The organism is Neisseria sp. 27098_8_158 (genome assembly GCF_041433145.1).
GTDB lineage: Bacteria > Pseudomonadota > Gammaproteobacteria > Burkholderiales > Neisseriaceae > Neisseria > Neisseria subflava_E.
Window position 1 is genome coordinate 347,323 of record NZ_JAPWAZ010000001.1, and the last position, 26,817, is coordinate 374,139.

Genomic DNA, 26,817 nt, shown 5'->3' on the forward strand with positions numbered 1-26,817 from the left:
TCCTTTTGAATTTAAGAGTGTAATAACGGCAGTATTATGGGCACGTTTTGTTATATTTTCATGAGAGATTGTGCAATAAAATGAAAAATTATCCGGAGGCGCGCTCAATTAAAATCGATGAATAAATATCTAAGCGAATTATTGTGAATCACGATCCGAATGATTGAATAAATTTCTATTCAAATATAAAAGCAGGCCTACCAATACGGCCAAGTACACTGCAACCCAATACGCATCTGTATAACCAATAGACTTTGCCAGCCGTAGGGCGGCAAAACCGGCCGCGTAACTGCCGAGCAGGACGACGGAAAATTGCAGGCTGCTGTCGAGTACGGCGGTGGCGCGGTCGGATTTGTCCATCACCAACGCCAGTATCACCGGCAGCAGCAGCGTGTAGCTCAGGCTCAGGGCGATGATTTGCGCGGGGGGCAGCCAAGAGTGGACGCGGGCGAGCGTATCGATGGCAGTCATGGACACCAAAAGCGGCAGTTGCAGCACGTAGAGTAGGAACACGAGTTTGCGGCGCGGATAATTGCGCGCAAACCAGCCCGACAGCGGCGTTACAATCAGGCAGGCAACAGGAATACCTACCGCCAAAATCCCGCCCGTCTGCTTCGGGTTGAAGCCCAAATCTGCCAGTTTGGGCACAAAGGTTGCCGCCATAAACGCATATGGTGCGGCAACGGCAAACAGCAAAACCAGCCACCGCCAGCCCGTTTCAGGCTGCCGCCAAAAGGAAATCAGCCGCCCCGCTAACGCCGTCAAACCGCCTTGCGCCGTCGGGCTGTCCGACTCGCGGTAGTACAAGAGTTGCAGCAGCATCAGCAAGCTGAACGCCAGCATAAAGCCGGCCGCCGCCGTCTGTCCGTATTCCTGATACAGCCACAATACCAGCGCACCGCCGATCATCTTGCCACCGCGCGCCGCCATCGTCTGAATCACGCCGCCGAAACCGCGTTCGCGGTGCGGCAGGACGATGCACGACAAACCCAGCATCGCGCAGCCGTACACCGCCGACATCGCCGAGAGCAGTACGCAGCAGGTCAAAAGCAGCGCGAAGTTCTGCGTTATGTCGGTACAGGCCATCAGCCCGAACACTGCCGAAAGCCCCAGCGTCGCCGCCAGCAGCCAGCTGCGAAACCGCCCGAACCGCCCCGCCGGCCGCCGCTCCATCAGTGCGGCAAACAATACCTTCGCTGCTTCGATACTGCCGATTAAATGAATCCAGCTCAGTTGGTTCAGGCTGTAACCGTGATTTTTCAAAATAGCGACCAGCGCGACCAGATAAAAACCGGTTAGCGTGAATTTGTAAGTGCTGCCGCCGATAAGCAGCAGCCAGTCGCGTGAGTTTGGAGAAGTCTGATTGTCGGACATCACATGATTCTTTTGAAGATGAGGCAAATAAAGGGACAAGGCCGTCTGAACATATTGGGTGGCAATACTTGATTTGTATTTAAATAGGTTTAGTATCTTTTCAGACGGCCTTCAATGCTTCTTCTGCGCGAAACAGGGCGGTTGTTTCATCTGCTTCGACGATGTAGTTCACGCCCAGCGCGGGGCCGAGTTTGGACGATTGTTCGCGGAAGAACGCCAGCTGCGCCACGTTGGGTTCGATAAGGAGCATGGCGGCGCAGCGTTCGGACAGTTGCGGCCGATGTGCCTTTATCCATTCGATGTAGGTTTTGCGATCGGCAATGCGCTGTTCATCGCTCACCTGCCGCCGCATCGGGGTGCAGACGGTGGCGAAGCGGCAGTTTTGGCTTAACAGGGTTTCGAATTCGGCCAGCCAGTCGGCGAAGTCGGCGACGTGGGTCAGGTCGGTCAGGTAGATGGTGCCTTCGGGCAGGGTTTTGGCGGGGGTGAAGTAGTGCATGGGATTCCTTTGGGTGTTTTGGAGGAATAAACGGTAGGTCGGGCATAAATGTCCAACCTATGTTTTTTCAGACGGCCTCCATCATTTCAGCTTCATTTAAAACTTCCATTCCGCGCTCACGCCTACGCTTCTGGGGCGTTGGTAGAGCGCGTCTTGGCGGTCGGCGCTGGAAATGAATATGGGTTGGCGGCGGTTGAACACGTTGTCGGCGTAGAGCGAGACGCGGCCTTGTTTGAAGTTGTAGGCGGTGTAGAGGTTGACTTGGTTGTATGCGCTGATTTTGCCTGATTCGGCATTGTCGGCAGCGGAGTAGTAGCCGCCGTAGAAGCGCACGTCGCCGCCGGCTTCCCAGCCTTTGTCGTTCAGGTATTTCACGCCGATGTTGGCGGTGTATTTGGGCGCGCGGCCGAGTTTGTTGCCTTCGATGCCGCTGTCGGGATAGCTTTTGATTTTGGTGTTGAGCAGTCCCAGTCCGGTGGTGAGTTTCAGGCTGTCGGTCGCCTGCCAGTCGGCGGCGAGTTCCGCGCCGTAGGTATGAACTTTTTTGGCGTTGCGGATGACGACGGAGTTGGTGCCAAGATAGAAGGGAAGCTGCATGTCGCGGTAGTGGTTCAGAAACAGGTTGCCGGAGAGTTGCAGGCGGCGGTCTGCGCTGCACCAGCGGGTGTACCACTCGTAGTTGTTCACATATTCGGGTTCATAAGTGTAGGTTACGACGGGGCGGCCGAAGGTGATGCCCGCGCCGCCGGGGTTGTAGCCGCGCGCGGCTTTGATGCCGCTGGGTGGGTTTGAAGGCGATATCGATTTTGGGCAGGAACACGGTCTGGCCTTTGTCTAAATCAAGGTGCAGTGCGCCGCTACCGCCGCTTCGTTTGTGCGTTTCTTTTTCAATGCGGGCGGCGGCCGTGATGTCCCATTTTTCGCTGGGGCTGTATGTGGTTTCGGCAAACAGGGCGCGCACGCTGTTGCGGTCGTCAAAGGTATTGCGGCCGCCGACGCTGCGGATATCCACCCATTCGTCTTGTTTGCTGCGGAAGTAGTGCAGCCCGGCAAGGCCTTTCAGACGGCCTTTGTTTGAAAAATGCAATACCGGCTCCCATTGCAGTTCGCGGCCTTTGAGTTCGGCGGGTACGCCTTGCGGGCTGACGGTCATCGGCAGGTGCAGCCGCTCGTTGTGGTAGCGGCCGTAAACCAGTTTGTTTTCCAGTTTTAGATAGTCGTTAAGCTGCCACGATACGTCCCAGATGCCTGATGTCGAGCCGGTTACGAACACGGGTTTTTCTTTTAAAAAACGGCGGCTGGCGGTGTTGCCCATGATTTCGTTTTGCGGAGCGCGCGAACGGATATGGTTCAGTGTCAGGCGGCTGTAAAAATCGGGATGGTTTTCGGGCGTGAGCAGGAGTTTGAAGCGCACGTTGTTGTTTTCCACGCGGCGCGGGTTGCCGGTCGGCTCATAGGACACGAACGGCTCATAGCTTTCGCGCTGCTGCCGTTCCGCGCTCAAGCGGAAGGCAAGGTTGTTTTTCACAATCGGACCGGACACTACGCCGGCGATGTTGCGCGTTTTCTGGTTGCCCAAACCCAAGCGCAGCGCGCCTTCCCATTCGTCGGTCGGGTCTTTGGATCGCATCACCACCGCGCCCGCCACCGCGTTCTGCCCGCGCACATGGCTTTGCGGCCCGCGCAAGACTTCCACTTGCTGCATATCCCACAGCGACTGCGTGCCGAAGGCGTATTCATTGTAAGTGGCGGAGCGGCCGTCTATGGACAGGTTCAGGCGCGGCCGCGTGCCCGCAAAAAACGCCACCGCGCCGACGGCGGGGCCGGAGCCGTCCACGCCGCGCACGGTCGGTAAATCGTTACCGCTGCCCAAGTCCACCGTGTTCACGGTCTGTTTGAGTAGGTCGGTTACGGAAAGATTGTGGCCGCTGCGGTCGATATTCGGCGTGGTGAAAACGCGGTTGGACGTGGCAGTTTCAAAGCCGCTGCGGTTGGTGCGTTCGCCGGTGACGACGACTTCTTCCAACTGCACTTGTTCCGCATCTTGTACCGCATCGGCGGCATAAATCCATTCGGAGGCGAAAGCGGCGGCAATCAATAGGGGGAGGCGGCGGAGGGTGTGTTTCTGCATTTCCTTATCCTTTCAGACGGCATACGACGGGGTGGATTGAACATCAGGTAATCCAATTGCTCCGTCAGTATGCAAATATTTGTGTTTACACATTTACATAAAATAAACTATTAATGTAAAGTATAAGAAATAAGAAACAGGAATGCAAGTGTTTATCATTCACTTTACTTCCCTCTTATCTTGTGAATCGACCAAAAAAAATCCCTCTCCTATTTTGGGGAGAAGGTTGGAGGAGGCAGATTCTGTAATCTTCATGAATTTGGCCTGCTAAGCATCCGATAGCCCTCATTCGTAGGGCGGAGCGGAGGGATAAGGAAAGAGGTCGTCTGAAAGCCGCCATATTGCCATTGCCGCCGTGGGGAAATATGATAAGCATCCGACTTGCGGATAACTTTAATGAAAAACCTTTATGAACAAAATCAAAATCTTCTTACCGTCATGACTGCCAGCAAACAACAAACCATCGCCGACACCGCCCGCCGCCTGTTCCGCGAACACGGTTTTTCCGCCGTATCCGTGGGCGGAATCTGCACCGAGGCCGCCGTCAGCCGCGTCACTTTTTACAAATATTACAGCGGTAAAAACGCACTCTTGCAGGCAATCGTTACCGAGCAGAAAAACTACGTCCGTGCCGAATTTGAAAATCTGCTTAAACGGCAATGCAGCTTGCGCGAAGCTGCCGAGGCTGTGTTTTCCCTGCAAAAACAATCATTTGAAGAGCTTTATTCCGCCGTTTTCCTGCGCGACATCGAAGAGAATACCGATTTAGAGCTGGAGCGGTTTTTCCACGAATTGAACGAAGAAAAATACGCCTTTATGCGCGGTTTCTTCCACACCCTGCAACAACGCCGCCTGATTCAGCCCGATTTGCCGGTGGAACTCATCGACCTGTTCATCCGTCAGGCGGATATATTGATGCGCCATCCTCAACTGACCGCGCTTTATGCCGCCGCGCCGCAAAAGCTGCCGCAAGACGTATTGGGATTGTTGCTGCACGGTTTGTCAGGGAAAGAATAGATAAAAAAGAATAGAAAAATTTTAAATATGAATATTCAGACGGCCTTTCGGTAAATAGCTACCGAAAGGCCGTCTGAAAATTAAATGGAATTATAAACCGCAGGTTTTAGGTTTGTTTGCCAGAATATTGATGACTTTGCGTTCGGCTTTTTGCGGCTCGATTTTGATTTCGCTTTCGTCTTCTTCGCTACCGTCGGAGAAACGTTCCGGCATTTTTTCGCTGTCAAACGCTAAGTCGCCACCATGTTTCAGGCTCTGACCGCGTTCCAAGCCGACAAAGTCAAAGAGTTCGGTATCGGCCAAATGCGATGGAACAACGTTTTGCAGGGCGGAGAACATCGATTCGATACGGCCGGGGAAGCGTTTGTCCCAATCGCGCAGCATGTCGCCGATGACTTGGCGTTGCAGGTTGGGCTGAGAGCCACAGAGGTTGCATGGAATAATTGGGAATTGCTTCAGCTCGGCGTATTTGATCAAGTCCTTCTCTTTGACATACGCCAGAGGACGGATGACAATGTGTTCGCCATTGTCGCTCACTAGCTTGGGCGGCATGGCTTTGAGTTTGCCGCCGTAAAACATATTCAGGAACATGGTAGCGAGGATGTCGTCGCGGTGGTGTCCCAAGGCGATTTTGGTGCAGCCCAATTCTTTTGCGGTGCGGTAGAGGATGCCGCGGCGCAGGCGGCTGCACAGCGAACAAGTCGTTTTGCCTTCGTCCAATACGCGTTTAACGGTGGAGTAGGTGTCTTCTTCAACGATTTTGTAGGGAACGCCGATGCTTTCGAGATAGGTCGGCAATACTTCTTCAGGGAAGCCCGGCTGTTTTTGGTCGAGATTGACGGCGACCAGTTCAAAATCAATCGGCGCACTGGCTTGAAGCTGGCGCAGAATGTCTAAAAGGGCGTAGCTGTCTTTGCCGCCGGAAAGGCAGACCATGATTTTGTCGCCCGGTTCGATCATGTTGAAATCGTTAATGGCATCGCCGACGGCGTGGCGCAGGCGTTTGCTGAGTTTGTTGTTTTCTAATTCTTGCTTGGTTTTTTTGGACATGGCTGTTTGTGCTTTGAAATAATAGAAAAATTTAAGGGCGGTATTGTACCGCAAAAGAATAAAGGCCGTCTGAAAAACTGCGCTTACTTGGTTGAAGCTGCGTTTTCAGACGGCCTGAGGATTGTGTTTTATTTGATTTGAAGGGCGGTGATTTTGATTTCAACCTTCCAGTCGGGCGAAGCCAGTTTCGCTTCCACGCAGGCGCGGGCCGGAGCGCGTTCAGGGGCTGTCCATGCATCCCAGGCTTCGTTCATGGCGGCGTAGTCGTTCATATCGGGCAGATAGATGGTGGCTTCTAAAATATGGGCTTTATCGGATTGGCATTGCGCGAGCCACGAATCGATTTGCGCCAAAACATTTTCAGTCTGCGCTTTGGCATCGGCTTCAGGATTTTCCGGAACCATGCCGGAGAGGAAAACCAAGCCGTTGGCTACGACGGCTTCTGAATAGCGTTTGCTTGCACCAAGATAGCGGATGTCCATGTTGTCTCCTGATTTCAAAAAGAAGGTATGGTAACATTGCGACTGTTTACGTTCCACATTTAAGAGGGGCCGTCTGAAAAGGATGGCAGAAAACAACCCATGAGTAAAGCAGAATATCCGGTTACGCAGGCAGTGCGCTTTTTACGCAGTAAGAAAATCGATTTTGTCCCTTATGTTTATGCGTATGAAGAACATGGCGGTACAGCGCGTTTTGCCGAATGTACGGGCAAGCCCGAGCATCAAGTCATCAAAACGATTGTCTTGCAGGATGAGCATAAAAAAGGCTTGGTTGTTTTAATGCATGGCGACAAACATATTTCCACCCGCAATCTGGCGCGCGAACTGGGCTTGAAACACATCGAGCCGGCAACGGCGGATCAGGCAGCGAAATGGACAGGATATTTGGTCGGTGGGACGTCTCCGTTCGGTATGAAAACCGCGTTGCCGGTTTATGTGGAAGAAAGCATTTGGGTTTTAGACGAGATTTTTATCAATGGCGGAAAACGTGGGTTTATCGTAGGCATGAAGCCTGAAAACCTGCGGACGCTTAATCCGCAAGATGTTCATGTTGCAGTGGACGCGTAAAGGAGGGGAATATAGATGGAACAAGTGAATTTATACGAAATCTTGGGTGTGTCTCAGGATGCTGATATCAACGTTATCCGCGAGGCTTATGGCAAATTGGTGACCAATCCGGATATTCAGAAAGATGCGGAGCGTTTCAAAGCCATCGGACAGGCGTTTGAAGTATTGTCTCATCCGGAAAAACGTTTGGCTTATGATGCGGCTATGCAGTACGAACGTCAGGAAGTTAAAGACAACAGCTTCAATGATACAGCGACAAATGTGGTCAACACGCCCAGCTCTGACGTAAAAAACTATGTTTTTATTGCTTATGTTACATATGCTGTGGGCTTATTGATTTTGTTTACCCCCGTTGTCGGTGTGATTATGGCGTATGTTAAACGCGATGAGGCTCAAGGCAGTATTTACGCCAGTCATATCGATTATTTGATTAAGACATTTTGGGTGTCTTTAGTGGGTACGGTTTTGGGAACTTTTACTACACTGATCTTAATTGGTTGGCTGATTTTGTTGGTAACTGCCATTTGGTTTATTTACCGTGTAGTCATCGGACTGATTAAACTGAATGAAGATAAGCCCGTCTCCACTCAAGGATGGTTTTAAAGCATGGCATATTTATTGGCAAGTATCGTTTGCAGCGTGTTGGTGTCCGTATTGCTGAAAGTGGCGCGCAAGCAAAAAATCAATATCGAGCAGGCGGTGGCGGTGAACTATATCGTTGCCGTCACTTTGACCATGCTGGTGTTAAAGCCTGATTTGAGCAATCCGCAGGTATTTTTACCGACGTGGTGGCTTTTTGCGGCCTTGGGTATTTTGCTGCCAACCGTGTTTGTCATTATGGGCAAATCGGTAGATGCGGCAGGTATCGTCAAATCAGACGCAGCACAACGCTTATCGCTGTTTCTGCCGATTGTCGCTTCATTCATGCTTTTCCATGAGCAGTTGACTGAAGACCGTCTGATTGGTTTGGTATTGGCATTTACGGCACTGTTTTTCTTACTTTGGAAAAGCGATGGCGGCAAGAAATCCGGCGGCCTCAGTACGCAAGTGATGCTGCTTTTGGGCGTTTGGTGCGGCTACGGCGTCATCGATATTTTGTTCAAACAAGTGGCGAAAAGCGGTACCGCGTTTGCCGGTAATTTGCTGGTGGCGTTTTGTTTGGCTGGTATCTTGATGTTTGGCTACCTGTTTGCCAAAGGAAGCAAATGGACCAAAGAGGGCATCTTGGGCGGTATGATTTTAGGCTGCCTGAATTTTTTGAATATTGTTACCTACATTTCGGCACACCAAATCATGAAGGATAATCCGACTTTGGTTTTTGCCGGTATGAATATTGGCGTGATTGTTTTGGGTACGCTGATTGGTGCGGCAATGTTTAAAGAAAAAATCAGCAGCATTAATGCAGCTGGTATCAGTATTGCTATTTGCTCGATAGCCTGTCTGTTTTATTGGCCGCAAATTCGAAGCTTGGTAGGTTAAAAATACTTATGCCGTCTGAAAATTTTCAGACGGCCTTATTTTTATTATAAAATAGCCATTCATGCGCCGATTTGGCCGTATGGGAATTATTTTGCGCTTACGGGCGTTTCTATGTTAAACAAAGAAGTTGAACTCACACAATAATATCGATAGTTACATCATGAAACATATTAAAAAACACATTCAATACGCCGTTTTCGGCATGCTGGTATTGTCCGGTTGCCAATCGTATCAGGAAGATCAAAGCCGCCGCAGTAAAATGGCACAATTTGCGCTTAACCATCCCGTAGCTGCCCAAGTTATCGGCATGGAAGACGAAGGCTTAATCAATATGACCAGTAATGCCACACGCTTTGCCGAGCGTACAGGTTTGGACGACAAAGCAAACGGCGACAGCAGGGGAACACAGGTCAATGCCGTACGCCAAGCATTATGGCAGGCGGCGATTGCTTCTAAATTCGACAGCATTATTGCCGAAAAAGCAGGTAATGCGCGCCTGACGGATATGGAGTTGCGAGAAGGTAAAGACGACTACTTCAGCCGTTACCTTGCCGACCAGGCAGTCGATCAGCGAAACAACCGTATCGGCCGCAGTATCGGCAGTGCCAAACCCGACAGCGATATGAAGACGCTGGCGGCAAGCATTTTGTTCTACTACAACAAAGTAGGCTTATGGACGGCTTCCGAAGTGAACAACCGTTGGCGCATCAAACAGGAAAAACTTTCAGACGGCCAATATGCCGAGGCATTGAAAAATATCGCCAAATTGGATCAAAACGGCATGACCGAGCAGGAACGTAATAGTTATAAAACCGGTACGCTCAGCGAAATCAAACGTTCGGTCAAAGCCATACGTCAAGTCGAAGACTGATTTTAAGACTTCATTATTGAAAGGCAATTGTTATGAATTTCCCTCCGCGTTATGTCTCAAACACCCGTATGCGCCGTATGCGTAAAGACGATTTTTCACGTCGTCTGATGCGCGAGCATACTTTGACGGCAGATGATTTAATCTATCCAGTTTTTGTATTGGAAGGCCAGAATCAGGAAGAGGCAGTCCCATCCATGCCGGGTGTCAAACGCCAAAGTTTGGACAAATTGTTGTTTACCGCTGAAGAAGCACTGAAGCTCGGCATTCCTATGCTGGCTTTGTTTCCTGTGGTAACGCAAAACAAAACCGAGTTTGCGGAGGAAGCTTATAACCCTGAAGGCTTGGTGCCGACAGTGGTACGAACCCTGCGCGAGAAATTCCCAGAGCTGGGTATCATGACCGACGTTGCCTTGGATCCCTATACCATTCACGGCCAAGACGGTTTAACCGATGAAAATGGCTATGTCCTCAACGATGAAACCATTGAAGTTTTGGTAAAACAGGCTTTGTGTCATGCCGATGCAGGCGCACAAGTCATTGCCCCATCCGACATGATGGACGGACGTATTCTTGCCATCCGCGAAGCCTTAGAAGATGCCGGACATATCCATGCGCGCATCATGGCGTATTCGGCAAAATATGCTTCAGCATTCTACGGCCCGTTCCGCGATGCTGTCGGCAGCTCCGGCAATTTGGGTAAGGCAGACAAGAAAACCTACCAAATGGATCCTGCAAACACTAACGAAGCCTTGCACGAAGTAGCATTGGATATTCAAGAGGGCGCAGACATGGTAATGGTAAAACCGGGTCTGCCGTATCTGGATGTTGTCCGCCGAGTTAAAGACGAGTTCGGCGTACCGACTTATGCTTACCAAGTTTCCGGCGAATATGCCATGCTTCAGGCTGCCATTCAAAACGGTTGGCTGGATGGCGAAAAAACCATTTTGGAAAGCCTGTTGGCATTCAAACGCGCCGGTGCTGATGGTATTTTAACTTACTATGCGATTGAAGCGGCAAAATTGTTGAAGAAGTAAAATAAAGAAATAAATCAAAAAGCGGCAAACAGTGTTTATCCTGTTTAGTCGCTTTTTTGTATTACTTAAGATTGGCTCAATCATTATATTTCAGACGGCCTTGATACGGAAAAATGTATAGTTATTAATAGATTAATTGAAATCTAAGTTACTGAATTTCAAATTATGCAATTTTGAAATTTATGGTTTGTTTTTAATAATATCGTCTGATACTTAAGGCTTCCAATACGTTTTCAAGCAACGGCATGGTAACGAACGACAGTATTAATGAAGATACGATGCTTATCAGAATAATCTTATTTAAAAATTGAGCATATTGAGTTTTTGTAAAAGCCAAAGCCACAGCAATAATGAAATACAGTAATGTCATGAAAGGTGGGAACGCCAAGTAGTAAAAAGCAGCACCGCATATCACGCCGGATAGGACGATTTTGCTTAATTTGGACAGTTTCTCAAACTCAAGAGGAACGATAACTATTGAAAGCACAAATGGTTTAAAAAATAGATAATTCATTTGTGTAAATAGTGGATCAAATGCCCAATATTCTTTTATGCGGACGTATTTCAAAAAAATAAAGGTCTGTAGGAATATGGATAGTAATACACCATAGAAAATAACTTGTTTTTCAAGCTGCTTCTTAGAGTAGAATCCAGCAAGCCTGATAAAGGCAATGACAGCTGCAACTAAGCATAGACCCATTAGGAGGAAAAGGATAAATCCCATTTTTTTCTCAATTCATTATAAATATCGGTGGATTGAATTTTTAGTTTTCTTTAGAGCCTGACTAAGGTTTATTTTTTGAAAATCTAAAAAAATCTTGTATAGTAATTTTGACCAAATAAAGGTCGTCTGAAAAATAGCCTACTGATTTTTCAGACTAAGTAGCCTAGAAGGTGATCCGAATGTCCAATTATCGAATATTCAAGGAGGAAAAGGGGAAATAAAGGGGAGATTTGGAACAAAAACAGCTGAAATCCTGTATTTGGATCTCAGCTGTTGGGTAGAGTTTTTGCCCAGGCATAGACTTATTGATCCAATCGGATTGACTTACCTTTTATTCTGGTGCAAATACCTCCATCCTCTCCACATCGCATCAGTTTACCATTATCAATAGCTTTATTAATTTCCTCAACCCATTCTATACGTTTTATCTGGGTATTAGCCAGTTGAATAGAATAAACTATTGTACCTAAACATAATAGAGCAGTTAGGCAAAATAGAGTGATTGATGCTATTACCAAATATTTTAAATTTTTAGCTGATTGCTGCTGCTGTTTTTCAATTTCACGAGAATTTTCGAGCAACCATCTTCCACTTGTCTCCATCCTTTCGGTAAATTTATCTACTGACTGATTTAAACCACGATGTACTTCTTCTGCGGCTGTTTGCTTAATTGTATCTGCTGAGCGGTTCAAATCGGTAGTTGCTGTATTCAATTCTTGGAATGCTTGTGAAATTAATAGTTCAGCATTTTTTGCCCGCTTTTCTGTTTGCCCAGCTAAAGCAATAATATTATCAGTCAGATAATCAATTTTTTGGTCCAGATCCATATGCTTTCCTTAGCTTCGGGATATACCTGAAGCCCTTGATTGCTCTTCAGCCAATCTCATACTTTCCTGCTCCTGAAACATTTTTTCCGTATTTTGTTGTAAACCTCGATTAATGTTGGAAGCAAGTAGACTGTCTAGCGAATGTTGCATTGTTTTGTCGTCTGCTAATAATGCTGCAAAACCGTATTCACGGAATTCTTTAGAGGAAGCATTTGAAGCTAAAGGTTTGCTAAGATCAAGTTTATTTGCATCAGCATAAATAGTTTTATCGCTATGAGGATGTTTACCCTTATCTTGCATAAGATGCATTGACCGACTATCGAATATAGATTTTGGAGTAGGCGCACTATTAATAAACTCCTTAATCTTTTCCTGATCTCTATCAAATTTTTCTGTCATGTTACGTATGATTTTCATTTTTTCGAAAAGATTGGCATTCGCAAAACTGGCTGCAGCAAATAAAGTTTTTGCGGTAGCTACATCACCTCGATAGTCTGAAATCATAAATTTATTTGCTTCCGCTAGTTGGCGAGCACGAGTGTAATTATGTTCAGAAAGGATCGAATCTTTACCCACAAAATGATCAGATGAGTGAGCTTTATATGATCTTGCTGCTGCAGTCACCGCATGGTAAGCAGACGTATTGCTTTTATTGTTATAGCCAGATTTTTTTAATGGGGCAAGGTCGTCTTGTTCGGCTAGAATGATAACTTTGCCGTAATGCGGATTAGCAGAAGAGACGGCATCTGCGGCTTTAACGTAATTGATCACATCACCATTACCCTGTCGTACACCATGCATACGGACAGCGCCATATGCATTAAAGGTTACTCCTTCATGGCCAAAGCGGTATGTTTGAATTTGAACGTGTGTCCCACCGAGTGAGTGTCCGGTATGAGTAACAGAAGGTTTGGGTAGATATGGGTTTTTACTATGAAATTCTTCTGCTTTTGAAATAGCCATGCGTGTTAGTTTTTCTGCATCGGCTGATTGATTATTCATACTTCGGGTAACCATTTTTAAGTCTGTATACCCATCACTCAAATCCTTAAGACTGATCGCGGTTCCTCTATGGGCAGCGATAAAGTCATTGGTACGGACATCTTGATATACAGCACCATAATATCCAGTTTTCGGATTATTCCATACAGCAGCCACTTTATATTCATTACCTCCGATTCTAATAGTTTCATTTCCTTTGGTAACGGAGCGTGTGATATAAGCATCTACAGCCAAATCGGCATGTTGTTGTCTAGTAATTTTACTCATGGTTGAATTTCCTCCAGAGAGACAGTAATACTGAACATTTCTTTATGTTTTTCTGCATCATACAGTTCAGGTGACACTATGCCATAATGAACAGAATCAGTATAAAGAGTACCATCTTCTTTTTTTGAAAAGGGATATGTCCATTTCCAGTAATATTGTGTCAGTGTTTTTTTACTCAGTAGCTTTTCCAATATATCGCTAAAATTGAATCTAGTTTCTTCCGGTTTACCCGTTGCTGATAGTGAAAAACCAAATCCTTCAGGGTTCCAATGACAAACTCCGTCGCCAAAGTAGTCTTCATTTAAAACAGCATCTGCATATACAATGGATTCATATTCAAACTCATTGATTTGATGGATATCAAACTGTACATTTTTTTCAGGATGGGCGGGAGCTCCTTCAATTTTATTGATAATGTATGTACAATCCTCAGCTTTATAGCCAACACCCATCTTTCCCATGAGTTTTAAGGGGCCTGGAGCATCATTAATTTTAATTTTGAGGCGGTATGCCTGTTTAGGCTGAGGATTTAAATGAAATTTGGCTTCTGTCTCTTGTTGAATACTCATACTGTTCTCCGAATTACTACAAGCACTTATGCTGGAAATTGAAAGCAGGGTTGCAGTCAATAATACGGTCATCGGTTTCATTAGGTTGTCCTATTAGAATAGAGAGGATAGTCCGAAGACTGGTGCAGATGGCTTTTTATTTTACACGAATAAACTAGTGAATCAACATATTAATCATTTTGGACATTTCTTTATCGTTAGGAGAAGGCATTTTTAAGAAGCCTTTGATGGGAAATTATTGTTTTGTAGACACACTTGTTTATAATGATAGGTTCATCGAGTATAGATAAAATGCTGATACCTTGATAAAACAGCCTTTTCCTATCAATAGCCGGCACTCAAACAAAGTTTTGGGCTATTGATAGGAAAAGGCTGTTTTATCAAGGTATTAACTATTTACTACGTCTTAGTGGTGGCTACACCCGCCGTGGGTTTCACGCAAAGCTTCTGCTGCTTGCTCGTCTGCATGGTAGCTGGAGCGAACCATTGCGCCGATGGCGGCATTGGTAAAGCCCAATTCATATGCTTCTTTTTCAAAAACTTTGAATTGGTCGGGCGTTACATAGCGCAAGACGGGCAGGTGGCCGTCTGAAGGTTGCAGATATTGGCCGATGGTAATCATTTCGATATTGTTGGCACGCATATCGCGCATGATTTCGCGCACGTCCTCGTCTGTTTCGCCCAAGCCGACCATGATGCCGGATTTGGTCGGGATATGTGGCATCATTTCTTTGTAGCGGCGCAGAAGCTCGAGGGAGTGTTGGTAGTTGGCACCCGGACGGGCTTTTTTATACAGGCTTGGATGGGTTTCCAAGTTGTGGTTCATCACATCGGGCGGTGTTTCTGCCAAGATTTCCAGTGCGATGTCCAGACGGCCGCGGAAATCGGGAACAAGGATTTCGATTTTGGTATTCGGGCTGGTTTCGCGGATGGCTTTGATGCAGTCGGCGAAATGTTGTGCGCCGCCATCACGCAGGTCGTCACGGTCGACGGAAGTGATCACGACATAGCGCAGGTTCATGGACTTGACGGATTCGGCCAAGTGTTTAGGCTCGTCAGGATCCAACATGTTGGGGCGGCCATGGCCAACGTCACAGAATGGGCAGCGTCGGGTACAAATATCGCCCATAATCATGAATGTGGCCGTACCCTTGGTAAAGCATTCGCTGATATTTGGACAAGATGCTTCTTCGCATACAGTATGCATTTTTTGTTCGCGAAGAATGTTTTTGATTTCAAAGAATTTCTTGCCCGGTAATTTGGCACGGATCCATTCGGGCTTTTTCAATTTTTGTTCCAATGGAACAACTTTAATCGGAATGCGTGCAGTTTTATCTGCGCCTTTCAGTTTGATGCCGCGTTTTGGGTCGTTTTTTACTTCTTCACTCATGGTGATGTGTTCTTTCTGTCGTTATAAAGGCCGTCTGAAAAGCTGATTGCGGCCTTTATAGCCTAAGGGCTTGTGGGTTCAGAGGGGTAGTTAAAAGATGGTGTTGGAGCTGAATATTTTCAGACGGCCTTATGCCAGCTCTTTTTGTAAATGCTTGGTCAGTTTGTCTGAAACTTCTGCCAAACTGGGTGCCGGAGAGACGTAGTCGGCAATTTGGGTCATTTCCATACCGGCATAACCGCAGGGGTTGATATGGGTAAACGGACTTAAATCCATGTTCACGTTAAGCGCCAAGCCGTGGTAAACGGAGCCGTCTTTGATACGCAGGCCCAGGGAAGCGATTTTACGCTCGCCGACATAAACGCCGGGGCGTTTGGGATCGGCTGCTGCTTCGATGCCGTATTCTGCCAAGGTGGCGATGATGCTGTTTTCAAGTGCGGAAACAATATGGCGCACACTGGTCTTACGGCGTTTGAAATTGATCATCGTATAGACGACCAGTTGGCCGGGGCCGTGATAAGTAATTTGACCACCTCTGTCAATTTGGACAACGGGTATATCGTCGCGGATGAGGAGGTGTTCGGGTTTTCCGGCCAAGCCCTGGGTGAATACGGGCGGATGTTCGACCACCCATAATTCGTCTTCGGTGTTTTCGTCACGCGAGGCATTAAATGCCTTCATGGCTTCGAAAGTCGGCAGGTAATCGACCAAGCCTTTGTGCACGATTTTCATTACAGCACCACTTTTACCAATTCGTGTGAAGTCAGGTCGCGGTAGATATTGTCGAGCTGCTCTTGGTTGTCGACATTTACTTTGACGGTTGCGCTGGTGTAGTTGCCTTTGCTGCTTGGGCGCGTAGTAATGTGGTGCGGCTCGGTATCGGGAGCATGTTTGCGCACAGTTTCCAAGATGGCGGATTCAAATTCCGGATGAACCGCGCCCATGACTTTTACAGGAAAGGTGCAAGGGAATTCAATTAATGATTTTTTTTCAGTTGAGTCTGTCATGGTTTATTGCCTTGTTTGGTTTGCTCGGGCCGTCTGAAAAGTTTTCAGACGGCCCGAAATCCGATATATTTTATCGTAAACGTCCATATCGGGCTATTAAAAATGATGTTTTCGAAAATAGGTGCGGATAAGCTGTTTTCAAGTCTTGAAATGCAGCGCTTCAGCCCAATTTTGAGCTACATTCTGATTTAACAATGATTGAGATTTCTAACTATGCCGACAAAAGACAAATATTTCGAGGAATACAGTGCGCTGGCTACCTTGCCTTTACGCGATGTCGTGGTGTATCCGCATATGGTATTGCCGCTGTTCGTCGGTCGTCCTAAATCGATTGCGGCCCTTGAGGCGGCAATGGCCAATGATGATCCAGTTTTCCTGTTGGCCCAGCTTGACCCTAATACAGAAGACCCTAAAGCTGAAGATTTGCACCAGACCGGTACGGTTGCCCAAGTTTTGCAGGTTTTGAAGCTGCCTGACGGCACCGTTAAAGTGTTGGTAGAAGGTATCCGTCGTGCGCGCGCATTGACGGTTGACGAGACAGGCGGACTGTTTTTATCCCATGTTGAGGCGATTGATGAAAACAGCGACAAGGACAATCCCGAAATTGAAGCCTTGCGTCGTACCTTGCTGACTCAATTTGAGCAATATGCGAAATTGAACAAAAAAATCCCTGCCGAAGTTATCAGTACCATCAGTAGTATCGATGACAACAGCCGTCTTGCAGATACCATTGCCGCGCATTTACAGCTGAAATTGGAGCAGCGTCAATATGTGCTGGAGACTGCCGGCATTGTTGAGCGTTTGGAATTTCTGCTGGCTCAGTTGGAAGCCGAACTCGACATCATGCAGGTTGAGAAGCGTATTCGTGGCCGTGTAAAACGTCAAATGGAAAAATCCCAACGCGAGTATTACTTGAATGAGCAAGTAAAAGCGATTCAGAAAGAATTGGGCGAAGAAGACGAACGCGGCGAACTGGATGCGTTGGAAAACAAAATTAAAGAAGCAGGCATGAGCAAAGAGGCTGAAGAAAAATGTCTGTCTGAATTGAAAAAACTGAAAATGATGCCGCCAATGTCTGCGGAATCTACCGTCGTGCGCAACTATATCGATACTTTGCTTGAGCTGCCGTGGAAGAAAAAATCCCGTGTCAGCAAAGATATTGCCAAGGCTGATTTGATTTTGAATGCCGACCATTATGGTTTGGAAAAAGTCAAAGAGCGTATTTTGGAATATTTGGCCGTTCAAAAACGTATGGACAAGCTCAAAGGCCCGATTTTGTGTTTGGTTGGCCCTCCGGGGGTAGGTAAAACTTCCTTGGGTGAATCGATTGCCAAAGCTACAGGCCGACAATATGTGCGTATGGCATTGGGCGGCGTGCGTGATGAAAGTGAAATCCGCGGTCACCGCCGTACCTATATCGGCTCTATGCCGGGCAAAATCCTGCAAAATATGGCGAAAGCAGGTGTGAAAAACCCATTATTCCTGCTTGATGAAATCGACAAGATGGGTAGCGATTTCCGTGGCGATCCGGCCAGTGCATTGCTTGAGGTGTTGGATCCTGAGCAAAACAACAAGTTTGCTGACCACTATGCCGAAGTCGATTATGATTTGAGTGATGTGATGTTTATTGCCACTTCAAACAGCTTGAATATCCCGACTCCGCTGCTTGACCGTATGGAAATTATCCGTCTGTCCGGTTATACGGAAGACGAAAAAATCAATATCGCCATGCAATACCTTGTGCCGAAACAAATGAAGCGCAATGGTGTAAAAGAGGGCGAGTTGGTGGTTGATGAAAGTGCGGTGCGCGATATTATCCGTTACTACACCCGCGAGGCCGGTGTCCGCTCGTTGGATCGTGAAATTGCCAAAATTTGCCGTAAAGTGGTAATGCAGGTTACCTTGAATGAGGACAAGAAAAAAGCGTCCAAATCCAAAACAGTAAGCAAGGCCAAGCCTAAAGCGATTAAAGTTACTGAGAAAAATTTGCATGATTATCTGGGCGTACGCCGTTTCGACTATGGTGTGGCCGAAAGCGAAAACCGTATCGGTCAGGTAACTGGTTTGGCTTGGACGGAAGTCGGTGGTGAGTTGTTGACTGTTGAGGCAGTTGCATTGCCGGGCAAAGGTACGATTCAATGTACCGGCCAACTGGGCGATGTCATGAAAGAATCGGTATCGGCCGCATGGTCGGTTGTCCGTTCCCGTGCTGAAGCAGTGGGTCTGGCTCCTGATTTTTACGAGAAAAAAGACATTCACGTCCATGTGCCTGAAGGTGCGACACCGAAAGACGGTCCGAGCGCAGGTATCGCCATGACTTTGGCGATGGTTTCTGCCTTTACCAAAATTCCGGTGCGTGCAGACGTGGCGATGACCGGCGAAATCACTTTGCGTGGAGAAGTCTTGCCGATCGGCGGTTTGAAAGAAAAACTGCTGGCTGCTTTGCGCGGCGGGATCAAGCATGTATTGATTCCAAAAGACAACGTCAAAGATTTGGAAGAAATCCCTGAAAATGTCAAAACCGGTCTGACCATTCATCCGGTCAAATGGATTGATGAAGTGTTGGCTTTGGGCTTGGAAACTCAGCCTGAGCAATGGGCGGCTGAATTGACGGTTGCCGAGACCCCGCAAACTTCTAAGGCGAAGTCAAGGACAAAAGCAACCAAGCATTAAGTTGGCCGTCTGATGTTGCAAAAAATGTGGTTTTGCCCTGAATGCCACAAAAATAGGGCAATTCCACATCTTTTACTTGACATGATAATTTCAGAATTGCTATAAAGTGCGTATGTGCTTTAAAAGTGCTTAAGCCCCGAGTATTCGGGCATTTCATCATTTTTTACGATAGGAAGGGACTAATTGTGAACAAGTCTGAATTGATCGAAGCAATTGCTCAAGAAGCCGGCATTTCCAAATCTGCTGCGCAAAAAGCTTTGGATGCTACTACTAATGCCGTAACCAACGCATTGAAAAACGGCGACACTGTTACTCTGGTCGGTTTCGGTACTTTCTACGTCGGCGAACGCGCTGAACGTCAAGGCCGCAACCCTAAAACTGGCGAGCCTTTGACTATTGCTGCTGCTAAAACTCCTAAATTCCGTGCCGGTAAAGCATTGAAAGACGCTCTGTAATTTAGAGTCTTTCCCTGAATGGGAATAAAAAACCGATTTGATTCGGTTTTTTATTTTGAAGGCCATCTGAAAGTTTTCAGACGGCCTTTAGTTTGTTGAGTGCATAAAAAGGCTGAAATCCTAATGATAAAAGGATTTTAGCCTTTTTAGTTTATCTTGTTACATTTGATTTTTATATTGATATACCTTATCATTAAGGGAAACAATAACAGTATTCAAAACAAACCGCACTTATCGAAAGAAGGGGCAAATAGCCATTCGTAAACAATCTTTCAAATGTGCTACACATTCATCATACTTCTCACGTTTTTTCAATAATCTATTTTTAAAACAAAAAGAAAAGAGAGGCTTATGTCTGCTGTTCCTTTGTCGCGCCTGAAAAAAGGCGCAGTCGTACATATTGATTCCATCGTTTCCAATCCTGTTTTTGGTGATTTGGATACCTTGGTAACCCGTCGTCTTGCGGATTTGGGTTTTTCCAGCGGAATGCCGTTGCAAGTGATTGCCGTGGGCGGTTTTGGAAGAGGACCGTTTGCAGTACGCTTGGGCAATCAATCCCAATTTTCCCTGCGGTTGGAAGAGGCCGGGAAGATTATGTGTCGTATCGTTGAGGCCGTTTAAGGCCGTCTGAAAGAATAAGGAAAAATGATGGAACTAAGCTATTTTGCCTTGATTGGCGCGCCAAACTGCGGCAAAACCGTTTTGTTCAACGGTTTGACCGGCTCACATGCCAAGGTTGCCAATTATCCGGGCGTAACTGTCGATAAGCGCGAGGGCGCCTTTCTCGACGACGAGGCCGTCCGCATTATCGACCTGCCGGGCACATACAGCCTACGCACGACCAGCCCCGACGAAGCGGTGGCGAAAGATGTAATGGTAGGCAAGATGGGCATTCCGCCCGATGCCATTATTGCCGTTGCCGACGCGACCAACCTGCGTATGACCCTGCGCATGATTTTGGAACTGAAAACGCTGGGACTGCCTATGGTGGTGTCGCTGAATTTGAGCGACGTGGCCCGCAAAAGGGGCTTGAATATCGACGCAGCCAAACTGAGCGAGTTGTTGGATGCACCTGTTTTGGAAACAGTTGCAGTGAGCGCGTCGGGCGTACAGGCTGTACGCGAAGCCGTGGCGAAGCTGCCGCGCAAACGCTCTTTTCCCGCAAACCCCGCCTCTGCCGAACGCACGCTCGATGCGCTGGATAGCGACAAACTTTATCAAGAAGTCGAATCGATTTTGGCACAAGTGGTACGCACCCAGATGACGCTGCCCGCATGGCACAAAAAACTCGACGACATCGTGCTGCACCCCGTCTGGGGCATGATTATGCTGCTGGTGATCCTGTTTATGGTGTTCCAAGCGGTATACACTTGGGCGGCACCGATTATGGACGCCATTGAAGGTGGTTTTACCGCACTGGGAGAATGGATAGGCGCGAATATGGAACCGGGCATCCTCAACGATTTGCTGGTCAACGGCGTCATTGCCGGTTTGGGCAGCGTGTTGGTGTTCCTGCCTCAGATTACGATTTTGTTTGCCTTTATCCTGCTATTGGAAGACTCAGGCTATCTGCCGCGTGCAGCCTTCCTGCTGGATAACATCATGGCAAAAAGCGGTTTGTCCGGCCGTTCGTTTATTCCCCTTTTGTCCAGCTTTGCCTGTGCCGTTCCTGCCGTGATGTCGGCGCGTACCATTAACGACCCGCGCGAACGCCTTGTTACCATCGCGGTTGCGCCGTTGCTGACTTGTTCCGCACGTTTGCCGGTGTATGCGCTGATTATCGCCGCCGTCATTCCTGACCGTACGGTGGGTGGGATTTTCAACCTGCAAGGCCTGACATTGTTTATTCTTTATATCGTAGGCATTCTGTCGGCCGCATTGGCAGCGTATATCATGAAACGCTTGGCGCGGATGAAAGGCAATGTGCAACAATTCCCACTTTTGATGGAATTGCCGACTTTCCGTACGCCTAACTTCAAACACATCATGACCAGCTTGTGGGATAGGGTAAAAGCCTTCTTGAAACGCGCGGGTACCATCATTTTTGCGTTGGCCGTGGTTCTGTGGGGCTTGGTAAGCTGGCCGCAACCGCCTGCTGGCGCGACCGGTGCAGCCATCGATTACAGCTTGGCAGGTACGCTTGGTCATGCTATTCAGCCGTTTTTTGCACCTTTAGGCTTTACTTGGGAAATGTGTATCGCCATGATTCCGGGTATTGCCGCGCGCGAAGTGGTCGTTGCCGCTTTGGGTACCGTTTACGCCGTCAGCGCATCGTCTGAAGATGCGGTACAAAACGCACTGATTCCTATCATACACAACAACTGGGGCCTGCCTACTGCCTTTGCCTTCTTGGCTTGGTATGTGTATGCTCCGATGTGTGCCGCGACTTTGGCCGTAATTAAACGCGAAACCAAATCCACGAAAAATATGCTTATGATTACAGGCTATTTGTTCCTGATGGCTTATTTTGCCGCATTCGTGGTTTACCAACTTTCTTCAAGGATACTATCGTCATGACTCAATATATTATCGTCGGCTTGATTATGCTCACTTGCGTATTCTTCCTCTTGCGAAAATTCGTGTTCAAACCGAAAAAACGCGACTGCAGCAGCGGCTGCGGCAAATGCGGCGGTTGCGGTTAAATATTGATAACCAGAAAGAAGAAAGGTCGTCTGAAAAGAGGTTTCAGACGACCTTTTTAACGCAAACCGTTATAATAACGCCCCATCCATTTACACAATACATTCATTCCATAAAGTCATGAAAACCTTGCTCCAACTCCAAAGCGCTGCACAAAATTTCGCCGACCACTATAAAAACCAAACCGATGAACGCCGTGAAAAAGACACCTTTTGGAATGAATTTTTTGCGATTTTCGGCATTGACCGCAAAAACGTCGTCCACTTCGAATATGCCGTTAAAGACCCGAGCAACAACACCCAATTTGTCGATGTCTTTTGGGAAGGCATCTTCCTGGCAGAACACAAATCCGCCAACAAAAACCTAGCCAAAGCCAAAGAACAGGCGGAGCGTTATTTGCAGGAAATCGAGCGCACCAAGCCGTCTGCCTTACCTGAATATTACGCCGTCAGCGATTTTGCCCATTTCCACCTTTATCGTCGCGAGCCTAAAGAAGGCGTAGAAAACCAATGGCAATTTCCGTTGGAAGCATTGCCCGAATACATTACGCGCGGCGTTTTTGACTTCATGTTCGGCATCGAAGCCAAAGTTCGCCAAATTCAAGAAGAAGCCAACATTCAAGCGGCGACGGCGATTGGCAGACTACACGATGCCTTGCAGGAAGAAGGCATTTATGAAGAACACGAACTCAGGCTCTTCATCACGCGCCTGCTTTTCCTCTTTTTTGCCGACGACAGCGCTGTTTTCCAGCGCAACTACCTCTTTCAAGACTTTTTAGAAAGCTGCAAAGAGGCCGATACGCTCGGCGACAAGCTCAATCAACTCTTTGAATTTCTCAACACACCCGACCAAAAGCGCAGCAAGACCCAAAGCGAAAAATTTAAAGGTTTCGAATACGTCAACGGCGGTCTTTTCAAAGAACGCCTGCGCACTTTCGACTTCACTGCCAAGCAGCACCGCGCCTTAATCGACTGCGGCAATTTCGACTGGCGCAACATCAGTCCAGAAATCTTCGGCACGCTCTTCCAATCCGTCATGGACGCGCAAGAGCGACGCGAAGCGGGCGCACACTACACCGAAGCCGCCAACATCGACAAAGTCATCAACGGCCTTTTTTTAGAAAACCTGCGCGCCGAATTTGAAGCCGTCAAAGCCCTCAAACGCGACAAAGCCAAAAAGCTCGCCGCCTTCTACCAAAAAATCCAAAACCTGCAATTCCTCGACCCGGCCTGCGGCTGCGGCAATTTCCTTATCGTTGCCTACGACCGCATCCGCGCCCTTGAAGACGACATCATCGCCGAAGCCCTCAAAGACAAAGCAGGCGGCTTATTCGACAGCCCGTCCGTCCAATGCCGTCTGAAACAATTCCACGGCATCGAAATAGACGAATTTGCCGTTCTTATCGCCCGTACTGCCATGTGGCTCAAAAACCACCAATGCAACATCCGCACGCAAATCCGCTTCGACGGCGAAGTCGCCTGCCATACGCTGCCGCTCGAAGATGCCGCCGAAATCATCCACGCCAACAGCCTTCGGACACCCTGGCAGGCGGCGGACTACATCTTCGGCAATCCGCCCTTTATCGGCTCGACCTACCAAACCAAAGAGCAGAAAAACGACCTTGAAAGCATCTGCGGCCATATTAAAGGCTACGGCCTGTTGGATTACGTCTGCAACTGGTATGTCAAAGCCGCCGGCATCATGGCGCAGAATCCCCAAGTTCAGACGGCATTTGTCTCCACCAATTCCATCTGCCAAGGCCAGCAGGTCGAAATCCTTTGGGGCAGCCTTTTGAACCAAGGCATCGAAATCAACTTTGCCCACCGTACCTTCCAATGGACGAGCCAAGCCGCAGGCAAAGCCGCCGTCCATTGCATCATCGTCGGCTTCAGCCGCAAACCGCAAACGTCGTCTGAAAACGGCGGCGCAAACGCTTCGGCAAATCCCGCTCTGCCCAAATACCTCTACGACTATCCCGACATCAAAGGCGAACCCGTAAAAAACGCCGTAGCCAACATCAATCCTTATCTGATTGATGCGCCCGATTTGATTATTGCCAAGCGCAAAATCCAAATCAGCGGAGAAATTGAAATGCTTTATGGTAATAAGCCGACCGACGGTGGCAACCTTATCCTTTCCTCCGATGAAAAAGAAGCCTTAATTGCTGATGAACCTTTGGCAAAACAATACATCCGCCCCTTTATCGGCGCCGAGGAATTCCTCAACGGCAAAACCCGTTGGTGCCTGTGGTTTCACGGCGTATCCGACGTCAAACGCAACCACGACCTGAAACAGATGCCCCAAGTTCAAGCCCGTATTCAGGCGGTCAAAGCCATGCGCGAAGCCAGCAGTAAAGCCTCCACGCAGAAAAAAGCGGCTACCCCATGGCTTTTCGATGAAATCCGCCAGCCTTCAGACGGCAATTATCTGATTATTCCGAGTACCTCTTCTGAAAGACGTCATTTCGTACCCATTGATTATGTTTCTCATATTATGATAAACAGCAACGCAAATTTTACCCTTCCAAACGCCAGCCTTTTCCACTTCGGCATCCTCTGCTCAACCATGCACAATGCCTTTATGCGTACCGTTGCAGGCCGTCTGAAAAGCGATTATCGCTACTCTAATACAGTCGTGTACAACAACTTTCCCTTCCCAGAAAGCTGCTGTAAACCTGATGATGACGAAACTGCCTGTCAGGAAGCTTCGGGCAAAAAAGGTAAAACGCCAAGGCCGTCTGAAAACAATCCCCTCCGTTCCGCCATCGAAGCTGCTGCCCAAGCCATCCTTGACATTCGCGAGAAATACCATGCCGATGCGCTTGCCAACGATCTGCCTCCTCCTACGCTCGCCGAACTCTACGCGCCCGACGCAGGCTATCCCGACCTCGTCAAAGCCCACGCCGCCCTCGACAAAGCCGTCGATAAAGCCTACGGCTACAAAAAAGGCAAAAACACCGACGATGAGGCAGAACGCGTCGCCTTCCTGTTTGATCTATACCGAAAGGCAATAGAAAGCGAAAACACCAAGCCGCCCAAAAAATCCAAATAAAGGCAAACGGCAAATCCGGCTTGGTTTATAACCAAGCCTGATTCGCCGGAAATATCGGTTTTTCCCCATCTCATTACTTCACAACCAAAAGGCCGTCTGAAAACCAAATTCCGGTTTTCAGACGGCCTCAATCATTCAAAACTTTAAATAAACCCTCTTTTCAACGCTTCCAGCAGCTTTCCGTGTATTCCGCCGAAACCGCCGTTGCTCATGACCAAAATATGGTCCCCTGCTTCGGTATTTTTCACGATTTCGGCAACAAAGGCATCGAAGTCTTTGCCCACATGCAGCTTGCTGCCTAAAGGCGCGAGGGCTTCGGCAACGTTCCAGTCTACGCCGCCGGCGTAGCAGAACACTTGGTCGGCATCGTTTAAGCTTGCAGGCAGGGCGGCTTTCATGGTACCGAGTTTCATGGTATTGGAACGAGGCTCGAGGACGGCGAGGATGCGAGCATCACCGACACGTTGACGCAGACCTTCAATGGTGGTTTCGATGGCGGTCGGGTGGTGGGCGAAGTCGTCGTAAACAGTGATGCCGTTTACCGTGCCTTTGATTTCCATACGGCGTTTGACATTTTTAAATGCACTTAAAGCTTCGCAGGCCGTCTGAATATCGACTCCGGCATGGCGTGCAGCGGAGATAACGGCGAGTGCGTTCATGCGGTTGTGTTCGCCCATCAGTTCCCACGCGACGTGTCCGACTGTTTCGCCATGATGGCGTACGTCGAACGAGCCGTCGGCATGGACGGTCCCAACCTGCCAGCCTTGTTCGGTACCGAATTTTTCTACGGGCGTCCAGCAGCCTTTGTCCAAAGTATCTTGCAGGCTTTGCTGCTGGCCGTTGCAGACGATGAGGCCTTCAGACGGCACGGTGCGTACCAAATGATGGAATTGGGTTTGAATGGCGCCCAAATCGGCAAAAATATCGGCGTGATCAAATTCCAGATTGTTCAAAATGGCGGTACGCGGACGGTAGTGTACGAATTTGGAGCGTTTGTCAAAAAAGGCGGTATCGTATTCGTCGGCTTCGATAACGAAGAATGGGGATTTTGAGTTAGGGTCTTGGCGCGGAGTTTGCGGCAGACGGGCGGAAACGCTGAAGTTTTCCGGTACGCCGCCAATCAGGAAGCCTGGTGCGAGACCAGCATATTCCAAGACCCATGCCAGCATGGAGGCTGTGGTCGTTTTGCCGTGTGTTCCGGCTACGCCGAGTACCCAGTGCTGGTGTAATACGTTTTCAGCCAGCCATTGCGGGCCGGAAATGTAAGGCAGGCCTTTATTCAAAATGGCTTCAATCACATCCATGCCGCGTTTGGCAACATTACCGATAACGTAAATATCGGCTTTAAATTTGTCCAATTGAGCGGCATCAAAACCTTCGTGTACGTCTATGCCCAAGGCTTCAAGCTGGGTACTCATCGGCGGATACATCTTTGCGTCGCAACCGCTGACTTTAAAACCTGCTTCTTTGGCAATAGCCGCTACGCCGCCCATAAATGTGCCGCCGATACCGATAATGTGGATGTGTTTCATGATAAGACTGTCTTTGGATAAATTAATTTTAAAGCAGTCATTATAACGGAGTTTGGATAAAGAAAGGGGTCGTCTGAAAAGTTAGACAACAATAAGAATAGGAAACAAATACGAGGAACTTGATTTTAAAAGGAGGGCATTGAGGTTTTGCAAGTATG

24 protein-coding genes and 1 pseudogene are annotated in these 26,817 nt (G+C 48.1%); 12 read left to right on the forward strand and 13 right to left on the reverse strand.

The window, feature by feature from the left end:
• Positions 1 to 138 precede the first annotated feature (138 nt).
• The 3 genes and pseudogenes from O3681_RS01730 to O3681_RS01740 form a co-directional block, all read right to left on the reverse strand.
• A complete protein-coding gene (locus O3681_RS01730) occupies positions 139 to 1,374 on the reverse strand; it encodes an MFS transporter (protein ID WP_371459132.1) in 1,236 nt (411 codons plus the stop codon).
• 100 nt (positions 1,375 to 1,474) lie between these two features.
• Positions 1,475 to 1,873, reverse strand: coding sequence for an extensin (locus O3681_RS01735; RefSeq protein ID WP_107723187.1), 399 nt, complete (start codon positions 1,871 to 1,873; stop codon positions 1,475 to 1,477).
• A gap of 96 nt (positions 1,874 to 1,969) precedes the next feature.
• A pseudogene (locus O3681_RS01740) lies at positions 1,970 to 4,004 on the reverse strand (TonB-dependent receptor).
• 396 nt (positions 4,005 to 4,400) lie between these two features.
• Here O3681_RS01740 and O3681_RS01745 point away from each other — a divergent pair.
• Positions 4,401 to 5,021 carry a TetR/AcrR family transcriptional regulator gene (locus O3681_RS01745; RefSeq protein WP_371459133.1) on the forward strand — a complete coding sequence of 207 codons (621 nt, stop codon included), beginning with the start codon at positions 4,401 to 4,403 and terminating at the stop codon, positions 5,019 to 5,021.
• A gap of 90 nt (positions 5,022 to 5,111) precedes the next feature.
• Here the strand turns inward: O3681_RS01745 and ttcA are convergent, their stop codons facing one another.
• Both ttcA and O3681_RS01755 read right to left on the reverse strand, forming a co-directional pair.
• On the reverse strand, positions 5,112 to 6,071 hold the full coding sequence (gene ttcA / locus O3681_RS01750) for a tRNA 2-thiocytidine(32) synthetase TtcA (protein ID WP_004519719.1): 960 nt from the start codon (positions 6,069 to 6,071) through the stop codon (positions 5,112 to 5,114).
• Between the two features lie 128 nt (positions 6,072 to 6,199).
• The gene (locus tag O3681_RS01755; RefSeq protein ID WP_003683286.1) at positions 6,200 to 6,553 is read right to left on the reverse strand and encodes a RidA family protein; all 354 of its coding nucleotides are present in this window, start codon (positions 6,551 to 6,553) and stop codon (positions 6,200 to 6,202) included.
• A gap of 99 nt (positions 6,554 to 6,652) precedes the next feature.
• Between O3681_RS01755 and ybaK the strand changes: the two genes are divergently transcribed.
• The 5 genes from ybaK (at position 6,653) to hemB (ending at position 10,522) form a co-directional block, all read left to right on the forward strand.
• A complete protein-coding gene (gene ybaK / locus O3681_RS01760) occupies positions 6,653 to 7,138 on the forward strand; it encodes a Cys-tRNA(Pro) deacylase (protein ID WP_107723190.1) in 486 nt (161 codons plus the stop codon).
• 15 nt (positions 7,139 to 7,153) lie between these two features.
• Complete coding sequence (locus O3681_RS01765) at positions 7,154 to 7,741, forward strand: DnaJ domain-containing protein (RefSeq protein ID WP_371459134.1); 588 nt, start codon at positions 7,154 to 7,156, stop codon at positions 7,739 to 7,741.
• Between the two features lie 3 nt (positions 7,742 to 7,744).
• Complete coding sequence (locus O3681_RS01770) at positions 7,745 to 8,617, forward strand: DMT family transporter (protein WP_107723192.1); 873 nt, start codon at positions 7,745 to 7,747, stop codon at positions 8,615 to 8,617.
• 160 nt (positions 8,618 to 8,777) lie between these two features.
• A complete protein-coding gene (locus tag O3681_RS01775; protein ID WP_107723193.1) occupies positions 8,778 to 9,488 on the forward strand; it encodes a hypothetical protein in 711 nt (236 codons plus the stop codon).
• A 32-nt stretch (positions 9,489 to 9,520) separates the two neighbouring features.
• Positions 9,521 to 10,522: a porphobilinogen synthase gene (gene hemB / locus O3681_RS01780; protein WP_107723194.1), complete on the forward strand. Its 1,002-nt coding sequence runs from the start codon at positions 9,521 to 9,523 to the stop codon at positions 10,520 to 10,522.
• A 193-nt stretch (positions 10,523 to 10,715) separates the two neighbouring features.
• Here hemB and O3681_RS01785 read toward each other — a convergent pair whose 3' ends face one another.
• The 7 genes from O3681_RS01785 to O3681_RS01815 form a co-directional block, all read right to left on the reverse strand.
• Positions 10,716 to 11,246 carry a hypothetical protein gene (locus O3681_RS01785; protein WP_107723195.1) on the reverse strand — a complete coding sequence of 177 codons (531 nt, stop codon included), beginning with the start codon at positions 11,244 to 11,246 and terminating at the stop codon, positions 10,716 to 10,718.
• Between the two features lie 302 nt (positions 11,247 to 11,548).
• Positions 11,549 to 12,073: a hypothetical protein gene (locus tag O3681_RS01790; protein WP_107723196.1), complete on the reverse strand. Its 525-nt coding sequence runs from the start codon at positions 12,071 to 12,073 to the stop codon at positions 11,549 to 11,551.
• Positions 12,074 to 12,082: 9 nt separating this feature from the next.
• Positions 12,083 to 13,342, reverse strand: a complete 1,260-nt coding sequence (locus tag O3681_RS01795; RefSeq protein ID WP_107723197.1) for a lipase — start codon at positions 13,340 to 13,342, stop codon at positions 12,083 to 12,085.
• Positions 13,339 to 13,992: a hypothetical protein gene (locus O3681_RS01800; RefSeq protein ID WP_107723198.1), complete on the reverse strand. Its 654-nt coding sequence runs from the start codon at positions 13,990 to 13,992 to the stop codon at positions 13,339 to 13,341. Before O3681_RS01800 ends, O3681_RS01795 begins: the two co-directional genes overlap by 4 nt.
• A 325-nt stretch (positions 13,993 to 14,317) precedes the next feature.
• The gene (lipA, locus tag O3681_RS01805) at positions 14,318 to 15,301 is read right to left on the reverse strand and encodes a lipoyl synthase (protein WP_003683323.1); all 984 of its coding nucleotides are present in this window, start codon (positions 15,299 to 15,301) and stop codon (positions 14,318 to 14,320) included.
• Between the two features lie 129 nt (positions 15,302 to 15,430).
• Positions 15,431 to 16,033, reverse strand: coding sequence for a lipoyl(octanoyl) transferase LipB (lipB, locus tag O3681_RS01810; protein ID WP_049352317.1), 603 nt, complete (start codon positions 16,031 to 16,033; stop codon positions 15,431 to 15,433).
• Positions 16,033 to 16,308 carry a YbeD family protein gene (locus O3681_RS01815; RefSeq protein WP_049328369.1) on the reverse strand — a complete coding sequence of 92 codons (276 nt, stop codon included), beginning with the start codon at positions 16,306 to 16,308 and terminating at the stop codon, positions 16,033 to 16,035. The genes lipB and O3681_RS01815 overlap by 1 nt, the downstream gene beginning before the upstream one ends.
• A 213-nt stretch (positions 16,309 to 16,521) precedes the next feature.
• Here O3681_RS01815 and lon point away from each other — a divergent pair, with 213 nt between their 5' ends.
• The 6 genes from lon (at position 16,522) to O3681_RS01845 (ending at position 25,127) form a co-directional block, all read left to right on the forward strand.
• Positions 16,522 to 18,981 (forward strand): endopeptidase La, encoded by a 2,460-nt coding sequence (lon, locus tag O3681_RS01820; protein ID WP_371459135.1) that lies wholly within the window; start codon positions 16,522 to 16,524, stop codon positions 18,979 to 18,981.
• 185 nt (positions 18,982 to 19,166) lie between these two features.
• Positions 19,167 to 19,436 (forward strand): HU family DNA-binding protein, encoded by a 270-nt coding sequence (locus tag O3681_RS01825; protein ID WP_003683413.1) that lies wholly within the window; start codon positions 19,167 to 19,169, stop codon positions 19,434 to 19,436.
• 351 nt (positions 19,437 to 19,787) lie between these two features.
• Positions 19,788 to 20,057, forward strand: a complete 270-nt coding sequence (locus tag O3681_RS01830; protein ID WP_070591254.1) for a FeoA family protein — start codon at positions 19,788 to 19,790, stop codon at positions 20,055 to 20,057.
• Between the two features lie 27 nt (positions 20,058 to 20,084).
• Positions 20,085 to 21,953, forward strand: a complete 1,869-nt coding sequence (locus O3681_RS01835) for a ferrous iron transporter B (protein WP_371459468.1) — start codon at positions 20,085 to 20,087, stop codon at positions 21,951 to 21,953.
• Entirely contained in the window at positions 21,950 to 22,078 is a 129-nt protein-coding gene (locus O3681_RS01840; RefSeq protein WP_082156001.1) for a FeoB-associated Cys-rich membrane protein, read from the forward strand. Before O3681_RS01835 ends, O3681_RS01840 begins: the two co-directional genes overlap by 4 nt.
• Positions 22,079 to 22,196: 118 nt before the next feature.
• On the forward strand, positions 22,197 to 25,127 hold the full coding sequence (locus tag O3681_RS01845) for a class I SAM-dependent DNA methyltransferase (protein ID WP_371459136.1): 2,931 nt from the start codon (positions 22,197 to 22,199) through the stop codon (positions 25,125 to 25,127).
• Positions 25,128 to 25,270: 143 nt separating this feature from the next.
• Here O3681_RS01845 and mpl read toward each other — a convergent pair whose 3' ends face one another.
• A complete protein-coding gene (gene mpl / locus O3681_RS01850) occupies positions 25,271 to 26,659 on the reverse strand; it encodes a UDP-N-acetylmuramate:L-alanyl-gamma-D-glutamyl-meso-diaminopimelate ligase (RefSeq protein ID WP_371459137.1) in 1,389 nt (462 codons plus the stop codon).
• Positions 26,660 to 26,817 lie beyond the last annotated feature (158 nt).

Excerpts from the sequence above, each read along its gene's own strand:
- ttcA (WP_004519719.1), bottom strand. The coding sequence starts at position 6,071 with ATGTCCAAAAAAACCAAGCAAGAATTAGAAAACAACAAACTCAGCAAA.
- O3681_RS01735 (WP_107723187.1), bottom strand. The coding sequence starts at position 1,873 with ATGCACTACTTCACCCCCGCCAAAACCCTGCCCGAAGGCACCATCTAC.
- O3681_RS01840 (WP_082156001.1), top strand. The coding sequence starts at position 21,950 with ATGACTCAATATATTATCGTCGGCTTGATTATGCTCACTTGCGTATTC.
- O3681_RS01730 (WP_371459132.1), bottom strand. The coding sequence starts at position 1,374 with ATGTCCGACAATCAGACTTCTCCAAACTCACGCGACTGGCTGCTGCTT.
- O3681_RS01800 (WP_107723198.1), bottom strand. The coding sequence starts at position 13,992 with ATGAAACCGATGACCGTATTATTGACTGCAACCCTGCTTTCAATTTCC.
- O3681_RS01845 (WP_371459136.1), top strand. The coding sequence starts at position 22,197 with ATGAAAACCTTGCTCCAACTCCAAAGCGCTGCACAAAATTTCGCCGAC.
- O3681_RS01785 (WP_107723195.1), bottom strand. The coding sequence starts at position 11,246 with ATGGGATTTATCCTTTTCCTCCTAATGGGTCTATGCTTAGTTGCAGCT.
- O3681_RS01745 (WP_371459133.1), top strand. The coding sequence starts at position 4,401 with ATGAAAAACCTTTATGAACAAAATCAAAATCTTCTTACCGTCATGACT.
- lipB (WP_049352317.1), bottom strand. The coding sequence starts at position 16,033 with ATGAAAATCGTGCACAAAGGCTTGGTCGATTACCTGCCGACTTTCGAA.
- ybaK (WP_107723190.1), top strand. The coding sequence starts at position 6,653 with ATGAGTAAAGCAGAATATCCGGTTACGCAGGCAGTGCGCTTTTTACGC.
- O3681_RS01790 (WP_107723196.1), bottom strand. The coding sequence starts at position 12,073 with ATGGATCTGGACCAAAAAATTGATTATCTGACTGATAATATTATTGCT.
- O3681_RS01765 (WP_371459134.1), top strand. The coding sequence starts at position 7,154 with ATGGAACAAGTGAATTTATACGAAATCTTGGGTGTGTCTCAGGATGCT.
- O3681_RS01775 (WP_107723193.1), top strand. The coding sequence starts at position 8,778 with ATGAAACATATTAAAAAACACATTCAATACGCCGTTTTCGGCATGCTG.
- mpl (WP_371459137.1), bottom strand. The coding sequence starts at position 26,659 with ATGAAACACATCCACATTATCGGTATCGGCGGCACATTTATGGGCGGC.
- O3681_RS01830 (WP_070591254.1), top strand. The coding sequence starts at position 19,788 with ATGTCTGCTGTTCCTTTGTCGCGCCTGAAAAAAGGCGCAGTCGTACAT.
- O3681_RS01815 (WP_049328369.1), bottom strand. The coding sequence starts at position 16,308 with ATGACAGACTCAACTGAAAAAAAATCATTAATTGAATTCCCTTGCACC.
- lon (WP_371459135.1), top strand. The coding sequence starts at position 16,522 with ATGCCGACAAAAGACAAATATTTCGAGGAATACAGTGCGCTGGCTACC.
- O3681_RS01755 (WP_003683286.1), bottom strand. The coding sequence starts at position 6,553 with ATGGACATCCGCTATCTTGGTGCAAGCAAACGCTATTCAGAAGCCGTC.
- O3681_RS01835 (WP_371459468.1), top strand. The coding sequence starts at position 20,085 with ATGGAACTAAGCTATTTTGCCTTGATTGGCGCGCCAAACTGCGGCAAA.
- O3681_RS01770 (WP_107723192.1), top strand. The coding sequence starts at position 7,745 with ATGGCATATTTATTGGCAAGTATCGTTTGCAGCGTGTTGGTGTCCGTA.
- O3681_RS01795 (WP_107723197.1), bottom strand. The coding sequence starts at position 13,342 with ATGAGTAAAATTACTAGACAACAACATGCCGATTTGGCTGTAGATGCT.
- hemB (WP_107723194.1), top strand. The coding sequence starts at position 9,521 with ATGAATTTCCCTCCGCGTTATGTCTCAAACACCCGTATGCGCCGTATG.
- lipA (WP_003683323.1), bottom strand. The coding sequence starts at position 15,301 with ATGAGTGAAGAAGTAAAAAACGACCCAAAACGCGGCATCAAACTGAAA.